The 9558-nt window shown below is 66.4% G+C and carries 6 protein-coding genes and 1 pseudogene; 5 read left to right on the top strand and 2 right to left on the bottom strand.

The window, feature by feature from the left end:
* From DDE18_RS22390 to DDE18_RS22370, 5 genes and pseudogenes are all read left to right on the top strand, one after another.
* Positions 1 to 462: LacI family DNA-binding transcriptional regulator (locus DDE18_RS22390; RefSeq protein WP_133241319.1), on the top strand; the 462-nt coding region annotated here is incomplete at its 5' end.
* Positions 463 to 815: 353 nt separating this feature from the next.
* Positions 816 to 2222 (top strand): IS1380 family transposase, encoded by a 1407-nt coding sequence (locus DDE18_RS22385; protein ID WP_116574646.1) that lies wholly within the window; start codon positions 816 to 818, stop codon positions 2220 to 2222.
* A gap of 173 nt (positions 2223 to 2395) precedes the next feature.
* A pseudogene (locus tag DDE18_RS22380) lies at positions 2396 to 3553 on the top strand (IS3 family transposase).
* Positions 3554 to 3863: 310 nt separating this feature from the next.
* Entirely contained in the window at positions 3864 to 4910 is a 1047-nt protein-coding gene (locus DDE18_RS22375) for an NAD(P)-dependent alcohol dehydrogenase (RefSeq protein ID WP_211754716.1), read from the top strand.
* Positions 4911 to 5052: 142 nt separating this feature from the next.
* Positions 5053 to 6459: an IS1380 family transposase gene (locus tag DDE18_RS22370; RefSeq protein WP_116574645.1), complete on the top strand. Its 1407-nt coding sequence runs from the start codon at positions 5053 to 5055 to the stop codon at positions 6457 to 6459.
* 298 nt (positions 6460 to 6757) lie between these two features.
* Here the strand turns inward: DDE18_RS22370 and DDE18_RS22365 are convergent, their stop codons facing one another.
* Positions 6758 to 7588, bottom strand: coding sequence for an SDR family oxidoreductase (locus DDE18_RS22365; protein WP_116574644.1), 831 nt, complete (start codon positions 7586 to 7588; stop codon positions 6758 to 6760).
* Between the two features lie 237 nt (positions 7589 to 7825).
* Positions 7826 to 9403: an AMP-binding protein gene (locus DDE18_RS22360; RefSeq protein ID WP_116574643.1), complete on the bottom strand. Its 1578-nt coding sequence runs from the start codon at positions 9401 to 9403 to the stop codon at positions 7826 to 7828.
* Between the last annotated feature and the right edge of the window lie 155 nt (positions 9404 to 9558).

The following is a 9558-nucleotide window of genomic DNA, read 5'->3' as shown; positions in this document are numbered from 1 at the left end:
ACCAGCACCGGATCGAAGCGACTGGCGGGGTTTCGGGACGCCCTCGCGCGTCGCGGCATCGCGCCGCATCCCGACCCCGTCGCACGGATCCCCTTCTCGATCGCCAACGGGGCACGGGCCACCGAGGAGCTCCTGACCCGACGCCCGGTCACCGCGACCTTCTGCGCCAACGACGTCCTGGCCACCGGGGCCCAAGACGCCCTGCGCCGGTCCGGGCTCGACGTGCCCGGGGACGTCACCGTCGTCGGGTACGACGACATACCGCTCGCCTCTCAGACCGCCCTGGACCTCACAACGGTCAGCGTCGACCTGCCCGACCTTGGCCGGCATGCCGTGCAGTACCTGGTCCTGCGTGCCCGCAACCCCGAGATCGCGCCGGCACGGTTGCTCCAGCCTGGGGAGCTGCGTCTTCGCGGGACGCACGGCCCCGCGACGGGGCATCGCCGAGCTACCACTCCCTGACCTCGCAGCGAGGCGCATATTCAAATGACTCTCGCGGCCTTCTGCGACGCGCACGCACATCAGCTACTTCTTCTATTGACCTCGGACCGGTGCCTGGCGAGGCTCGGTCTAGGCGCCCGGGCTGTCTCTCTCTCGGCTGCCCACGATTCGTCGTGTTGCTCTCACCTGGCCTGCGTAGTCCGGGCGTCACTTGGGCAGGGAGAGGCTCGAGAGGGGATTGCCCAGCGCTAAGCCTCGATCCACCGATGAGGTTGGTCGGGTGAGCGCGTCGTGAAGTGAGAATGCCCTTACGTGCTGGGAAAATCGGTCTTCTCTAGGATCGAATTCGCACCAGTACGAAGGGCATCTCGTAGATGCAACTTTGCCACAGGCCTCGGGCAACGTCGGTGGTCTTCGATGATCCGAATCTCGTGTCGTCGGCCGGGCTGGTCCCGGTCCTCGCGTTGGCCCGCTCGGCGGGGCTGAGCGAACTCGCCCAGACGCATTTGAGCGTGCCGACGGACAAGGGCGCGAACGCCGGGTTGAAGGTCACCTCGCTGATCGCCGGGATGGTCGCGGGCGCGGACAGCATCGATGACATGGCGCTGCTGCGGCACGGTGGGATGGGCCGGGTCTTCGCCAACGCCTACGCGCCCTCAACGCTGGGGTCGTTCCTGCGCTCGTTCACCTTCGGCCACGTCCGTCAGCTCGACGCGGTGGCCTCGAGGTTCCTGACCGGGCTGGCCGCCCGGGCGCCACTGATCAGCCAGACCGCTGGCACTGGCCAAGTGATGGTCGACATCGATGACACGATCATCGAGGTCCACGGCTACTCCAAGCAGGGTTCGGGCTACGGCTACTCCGGGGTCCGCGGGCTCAACGCGCTGCTCGCCACCGTCTCCTCGACCGAGTCCGCGCCGGTGGTCGTGGCGCAGCGGCTGCGGAAGGGGTCGTGTGGTTCTCCGCGGGGCGCGGCCCGGCTGGTCGCCGACGCGCTGAAGACCACCAACCAGCTGACCGGCGACTCCGGACGGCGGCCGCTGGTGCGTGCCGACTCCGCGTTTTACGGCCACCCCATGGTCGCCGCGGCGATCAGGAGCGGCGCCGACGTGTCGGTCACCGTCCGCCTAGATCCCAAGGTCAAGGCCGCGATCTCCGCCATCGGTGACGATGCCTGGACCCCGATCGAGTACACCGACGCGGTCTTCGACGAGCAGACCCAGACCTGGGTCTCGCGCGCCGAGGTCGCCGAGATTCCGTTCACCGCATTCACTTCCAGGAAGCAGGCCGAGCAGGTCACCGGTCGGCTCGTGGTCCGCCGGATCCCGGACCTCAACCCGGCCGGGACGGACGGTCAGAAGACGTTGTTCGACACCTGGCGCTTCCACGCCTTCTTCACCACCACCAGCCCCGCCCTGGCCGACACCGTGTCCGCGGACAAGACCCACCGCGGCCACGCGATCATCGAGCAGGTTCACTCCGACCTGAAGAACGCCACCCTCGCGCACCTGCCCTTAGGCAAGTTCGCCGCGAACGCCGCCTGGCTCGTGCTCGCCGTGATGGCGTTCAACCTGACCCGGGCAGCCGCGACCCTGGCAGGCACCGCACTGGCCAAGTCGACGACCGCGACGGTCCGCCGCAAGTTGATCACCGTGCCTGCCCGGATCGCGTCCTCCGCCCGAAGACTCACCCTGCACCTACCGACACCCTGGCCATGGGAAACCGCCTGGGCCGACCTCTTCGCCCGGGCATGCGGACCACCGCTCTCACCGACGACCTGACCACCCCCGCCGCAACCGGCACGACGACCAACCCGGAACGACCTGGCAGCGAGGCCAGACCAACACCCACGCCCACGCACCCGACGACCCGTCGTCACCGACCCCGACCGCACAGCCCCTGCTCATCAGTGGATGGAGGCTAAGTGACTGCCTTCATCGAGAGGCTGACCACCGTGCCCCGTGCCTACCCACCACAGTTTCGAGCCCGAGCCATCGCGCTCGTCCGCGCGGGTAAACCGCAGAAGCAGACTGCCCACGAGCTCGACATTCACCCCGTCACGCTGTCCAAGTGGGTCAAGCAGGACCGCATCGACCGGGGCGAGATTCCCGGGACCACCACCACCGAGTCCGCGGAACTCCGTGCGGCACGTCGGCGCATCCGCGAGCTTGAGACCGAGCTGGTGATCGTTCGCCAGGCCGCGAAGTTCCTCGGCGAGGACCGACCCCGCCCAAAAGGCTTCACCCGGTGATCGACCGACTCGTCGACGCCCGGGTCCCGGCCGATCGCTGCTGCCGGGTCCTGGGAGTAGCGCGGCAGAACTACTACAAGCAGAAGAGGACCCCGACCACCCCGACGCAGCAGCGGCGGCAGTGGCTGACTGGGCTGATCCGCGAGGTCAACGTCGCCTCACGGGGCACCTACGGCTACCGACGCGTGCACGCCGAACTCACCATGGGAATGGGGATCTGTCTGCGAGCGAACTGTGTGGCTGCTGATGAGCCAGGCCGGCGTCTATGGCCTGCCGGGGCCGACCCGGGTCAAACGGTTGCGCGGTGTTGCGACCGCAGATGATCTGGTCAACCGGAAGTTCCACCGGCTCCGACCCAACGAACTGTGGGTCACCGACATCACGCAACATCGCACCCGGGAAGGGTGGATCTACTGTGCCGCGGTTCTGGACGCCTACAGCCGCCGGATCGTTGGCTAGTCAATCGACTCCAACCAGGACGCCACCCTCGTGGTCAACGCCCTCGACATGGCCATCCGCAATCGTCGTCCCGAACCCGGCGGGATCGTCCACGCCGATCACGGCGCCCAGTTCACCTCGTGGGTCTACGGCGAGAAGATTCGCTCCGCAGGTCTGCTGCCATCCTTCGGCACAGTCGGCGACGGCCTGGACAACGCCATGATGGAGAGCTTCTGGTCCTCGATGCAGATCGAACTGCTCGACCGCCGGCGATGGAAGACCCGGGTCGAACTCGACAACGCGATCTTCGAGTACATCGAGATCTTCCACAACCGCCGACGACGCCACTCCGCACTCGGCTACCGCACCCCGATCGAGTTCGAACTACTCTCCGAGAACGACCCCATCACCGCAGTCAGTTAGCCACCACCACTGGAACCCAAACGGTGGGGCAGGTCACACTGTCACCCGTTCGTGCAGCAGTCCCCCGTCGACAGATTTGGTGGGCGTTCGGGGTCAGTCAGTCCATCTGGGCTGAGCACCCCGGGGGGGTGCAGTGTCGCCGGCGTACTCGCCGGCGGGATCGGACGCGAAGCAGGTGAGTCGTGTCGTTCTGTACCGATGTCCGGCGGGTTCGAACTATTCCGTGGGCGCATCGCGTGCATAGGTTTGGGTGTGACCGGCAACACATCGTGCTCGTCGCCTCACGCATCGAACCCAGAGGAATTGTTCAATGATGAATGCAGTGAAATACATGGGACCCGGCGCCGTGCAGCTTCAGGAGGTAGCCGTTCCAGAGATTGGTCCAGATGAGGTGCTCGTCAAAATTGCGGGCGCGGGGCTCTGCCGCTCCGACCTGCACGTGCTTCACATCCCAGAGGAGTTGCCGTTCCTCCTCGGCAAGACCCTCGGTCATGAGGGTGCGGGCTGGGTCGAATCAGTGGGTTCCGATGTGACGGGGCTGGAAGAGGGGGATGCGGTTCTCGTAAGCCTCATTTGGGCGTGCGGACATTGTCGAGCTTGCGTCGAGGGACGCGACAATGCGTGCGAGGTGAACGGCAGCCGCACCACGATCCCCACCGTCCCGGGCCTGGGTCCAGATGGGGCGATGGCGGACTTCATGGCGGTGAAGGCCCGCCACCTGGACAAGATCGGTGATCTTGACCCGGTAGCCGCGGCGCCGCTGGCGGACGCGGGTATCACCCCGATGCATGCCATCAATTCCGCGCGATCCCACCTCACCCCGGGCTCAACCGTCGTTGTCATCGGGGTCGGCGGCATCGGTCACATGGGTCTGCAAATCCTCAAAGCCACCACGGACGCGCGAATCATCGCTATCGACAACGACGAGACGAAGCTGGAGCTTGCGCGGGGCCTCGGTGCCGACGTAGTACTCAGAAGTGATTCCGAGGCTTCGCAGAAGGTGCTCGAGGCGACGAACGGATACGGCGCGGACGCTGTGTTCGATTTCGTTGGCGTGCAGCCAACTGTACAACTAGCGACGAAGATCGTCGCGCCCGAAGGAGCTCTGCGTTTCGTCGGACTCGGTGGCGGGACATTCGCCTACGCCGCGGACTTGAGCACGGACGTGCTTCCCTGGGGTGTGAACGTACAGAGTTCCTTCGGCGGAACGCGTGCTGACCAGCTTCAGGTGATCGCGCTCGCTCAGCAAGGAAAGCTACATGTCGAGACCGCGATCTACCCGCTCGCTGACATTCAGAAGGCGATCGATGATCTGGAGGGCGGACACGTGACTGGTCGCGCGATCCTCGTGCCGTAGGCGGCCCAGTAGGGCTCTTAGCCTCGATCCACCGATGAGGTTGGTCGGGTGAGCGCGTCGTGAAGTGAGAATGCCCTTACGTGCTGGGAAAATCGGTCTTCTCTAGGATCGAATTCGCACCAGTACGAAGGGCATCTCGTAGATGCAACTTTGCCACAGGCCTCGGGCAACGTCGGTGGTCTTCGATGATCCGAATCTCGTGTCGTCGGCCGGGCTGGTCCCGGTCCTCGCGTTGGCCCGCTCGGCGGGGCTGAGCGAACTCGCCCAGACGCATTTGAGCGTGCCGACGGACAAGGGCGCGAACGCCGGGTTGAAGGTCACCTCGCTGATCGCCGGGATGGTCGCGGGCGCGGACAGCATCGATGACATGGCGCTGCTGCGGCACGGTGGGATGGGCCGGGTCTTCGCCAACGCCTACGCGCCCTCAACGCTGGGGTCGTTCCTGCGCTCGTTCACCTTCGGCCACGTCCGTCAGCTCGACGCGGTGGCCTCGAGGTTCCTGACCGGGCTGGCCGCCCGGGCGCCACTGATCAGCCAGACCGCTGGCACTGGCCAAGTGATGGTCGACATCGATGACACGATCATCGAGGTCCACGGCTACTCCAAGCAGGGTTCGGGCTACGGCTACTCCGGGGTCCGCGGGCTCAACGCGCTGCTCGCCACCGTCTCCTCGACCGAGTCCGCGCCGGTGGTCGTGGCGCAGCGGCTGCGGAAGGGGTCGTGTGGTTCTCCGCGGGGCGCGGCCCGGCTGGTCGCCGACGCGCTGAAGACCACCAACCAGCTGACCGGCGACTCCGGACGGCGGCCGCTGGTGCGTGCCGACTCCGCGTTTTACGGCCACCCCATGGTCGCCGCGGCGATCAGGAGCGGCGCCGACGTGTCGGTCACCGTCCGCCTAGATCCCAAGGTCAAGGCCGCGATCTCCGCCATCGGTGACGATGCCTGGACCCCGATCGAGTACACCGACGCGGTCTTCGACGAGCAGACCCAGACCTGGGTCTCGCGCGCCGAGGTCGCCGAGATTCCGTTCACCGCATTCACCTCCAGGACGCAGGCCGAGCAGGTCACCGGTCGGCTCGTGGTCCGCCGGATCCCGGACCTCAACCCGGCCGGGACGGACGGTCAGAAGACGTTGTTCGACACCTGGCGCTTCCACGCCTTCTTCACCACCACCAGCCCCGCCCTGGCCGACACCGTGTCCGCGGACAAGACCCACCGCGGCCACGCGATCATCGAGCAGGTTCACTCCGACCTGAAGAACGCCACCCTCGCGCACCTGCCCTTAGGCAAGTTCGCCGCGAACGCCGCCTGGCTCGTGCTCGCCGTGATGGCGTTCAACCTGACCCGGGCAGCCGCGACCCTGGCAGGCACCGCACTGGCCAAGTCGACGACCGCGACGGTCCGCCGCAAGTTGATCACCGTGCCTGCCCGGATCGCGTCCTCCGCCCGAAGACTCACCCTGCACCTACCGACACCCTGGCCATGGGAAACCGCCTGGGCCGACCTCTTCGCCCGGGCATGCGGACCACCGCTCTCACCGACGACCTGACCACCCCCGCCGCAACCGGCACGACGACCAACCCGGAACGACCTGGCCGCAGCGCGCGATTGCCGAACAACTTGGTGACCTCCTCGACGACCAGGCGCTCGCCATGGCTGCCGGAGAGAACGAGGTGCTCGTCAACGACTTCCTGCTGTGCTTGATCAGGCCCCGAGCCCTCCGACCATGCGCGGATCGGCGGAGGCATCGCTCGTCCTGGTGCAAGAGGTGCCTCGTGGGTTCGATGTGCCAGCCACCGGTGCACACATGAGGCCGGTCACACTCGAGTGGCGTGGCGGCTCATGTGTCAGTCCACGAACAAGTCGAGCGGGGGGTTCTCGCCACCGCCGTAGGAGGACAGGTCGGCCATGCCGGACTCGCGGAGCACGTCGGCGTCGAGGAAGCACCGCCCGGTCACTTCGCCGGGCTTGCGCGACAGGATCTCGACCGCTGCGTCGGCCATGATCTGCGGGCTGCGCGCTGCGGCCAGCCCCTCGTCACCGTGGAAGCGGGCCATCGCCGCAGTGGCGATGAAGGTCTCCGGCCACAGGCAGGCGAATGCCAGGTCCGTCTCGGCATACTCGGCCGCCCATCCCATGGACAGCAGGGTCATGGAGTACTTCGTCATCGTGTACGCGGGGTGCGCGCCGAGCCAACGCGGCGACATGTTGAGTGGCGGCGCCAGCGTCAGCACACGCCCAGCGGGCGACTTCCGCAGGTGCGGCAGGCTCGCTTGGGTCAGCAGGAAGGTCCCGCGCACATTGATCTGCTGCATCAGGTCGAACCGCTTGACCGGCAGCTCCTCGGTCGACACGAGCTCGATCGCACTGGCGTTGTTCACCACGACGTCGATGCCGCCGAATCTCCCGACGGCCGTGTCGACCGCCCGCTGGACGTCCTCGTCACGCCGCACGTCACCGACGACAGCGACGGCGTTCCCGCCAGCGGCCTCGATCTGCTCGACCGCGGTGTGCACCGTGCCGGGAAGCCGGGGGTCGGGCGTGTCGGTCTTGGCGAGCAGAACGACGTTGGCGCCGTGACTGCCGACGGCCGTCGCAATGGCCAGCCCGATGCCCCGACTTCCACCGGACATGACTAGGGTCCGACCGACCAAGGGTCGGCTGTTCGCATCAGACATGACTCTCCCTACGTAACTGTTCTTCTTCGGACATGACTCTGCTCACGCAGACTGTTCTTCACCACTATTGCCAGTGGGTTCAACGGCAGCTTGTAGCCAAATCTCGACATATCGGGGCAACCTGAACCCGTCCATCTTGTGCCCGTGCCACGAGGCGGTTCGTCGTTCGTCACCCGGCTCCTCGCGACCACGCATGCCCTGCCGACTTGCCCGAGCCGCTCATCGGCAACTGAGCAGCTAGCGGTGGGTGAAGCGTTCCGCCTTGACCTGGATGCCGGCGCGTTCGCGGTCCCAGGTGTCAGCGGTGACCCCCTCCTTGCGAAGCAGGTACTTCTCGATCTTGTTGGTGGATGTCCTGGGGAGTTCGGGCATGATCCGGATGTAGCGCGGCACCATGAAGTGCGACAGGCGGTCGACAAGCGCTGCGAGCAGCTCCGCGGGATCGATGTCCACGCCGTCGACCGGAGCGACCACGGCGAGCACGTCGTCCTCGCCATGGGGGCTCGGCACGGCGACCACTGCCGCTTCCCGCACGGCCGGGTGCGCAAGGATCTCGGCTTCGACCTCGACGGAGGAGATGTTCTCTCCACGTCGGCGGATCGCATCCTTCATACGGTCGACGAAGAAGTAGTTGCCGTCAGCATCCAGCCGGAAGGCGTCGCCTGTGTGAAACCAGCCGTTGCGCCAGGCCCGCGCCGTGGCATCCGGCATCCCCCAGTAGCCGGAGTTCATCGCCCACGGCCGTTCGGTGCGAAGGATCAGTTCGCCGACCTCGCCGGTGGGCACCTCGCGGTCGTGCTCGTCGACCAGTCGGCCGTGCACGCCACGGCGCAGCTTGCCGCAAGTGCCGCGCGCCGTTGGGTTGGCCTCCGACACGAGCGGGACGGAGATCTCGGTCATATTGAACATGGTGACGATCTCGACGCCGAAACGCTCCGAGAAGCCGGGCACATCGTCGATGACGGGCACCATCCCCGCCCTGCGCAGCGGATGATCGCGGTCTCGGTCCGACGGTGGCTGCTTGGCGAGAAATGAGGCCATGACGCCCATCAACATGGCATGCGTCGTCCCGGTCGCTCGAATCGTGTCCCAGAAGGACGCAGTGTCGAAGCTCTCCACGATCGAGATCGACCCGCCGCACAGCAACGCGCCGTAGGTGCAGATCGTGCCGGCCACGTGGAAAAGTGGCAGGTTGATCATGTAGCGGTCGTCGGGGCCGAAGTTGTCGTCAAAGGTGACTGCGGCCGCCGTGGCGAGCTGCACGTAGGAGCACACGACGCCCTTCGACGGACCGGTCGTGCCCGACGTCATGATGATCGCGTAGGGGTCCCACGGCTGGACGTCCTGATCGGGGGTGACCGGCAGCTGATCGTGGTCGAGCTCTCCGATCGGCTCCACCGCAATCACGTGCCGCAACCCCTCGACGTCGAGGCCGCCGAGCCGCTCGATCAGGCCCGGACTGGCCAGCAGCACGCTCGCCTCGGAGAGCCGGATCGCATGCTCGAGCAATCCCCCTCGGTAGGCCGTGTTCAGTGGCACGTAGATCGCGCCGAGCAGGTTCGCGCCAAACCAGACCCGGATTGCGTCGGGGCCGTTCGGTAGCCACGACAGCACCCGATCGCCGTGCGATACACCGAGTTCCTGCAGCTCACGGGCAGTGGTGTTCGCCGCCGCCCACACGTCCCGGTACGTCCACTGCGTGCCATCTGGGAACAACGCATACACCGCGTCCGGTCGTTCGCGGAGGTGCTGCAGGAGGACTGGCCCCAAGACGCAGGTCTCGGCGGGCGGGACGTCCGGGCTCCACCAGTCCATCACAACTCCTTCTAAGCGCTTGCTTAATTCGATGTCGTCATGGTGACATGTGACGAGGGGCACGTCAACACCTCCAGCGACGACCACATCAACCAATCCAGCCGAGTGGAAGGATGGCTCTCGATGACAGAGACCACAGACGACGCGAACACCTC

This window comes from Nocardioides gansuensis (genome assembly GCF_003076135.1).
Taxonomy (GTDB): Bacteria; Actinomycetota; Actinomycetes; order Propionibacteriales; family Nocardioidaceae; genus Nocardioides; species Nocardioides gansuensis.
This window is presented reverse-complemented; position numbering and strand designations above follow the sequence as displayed.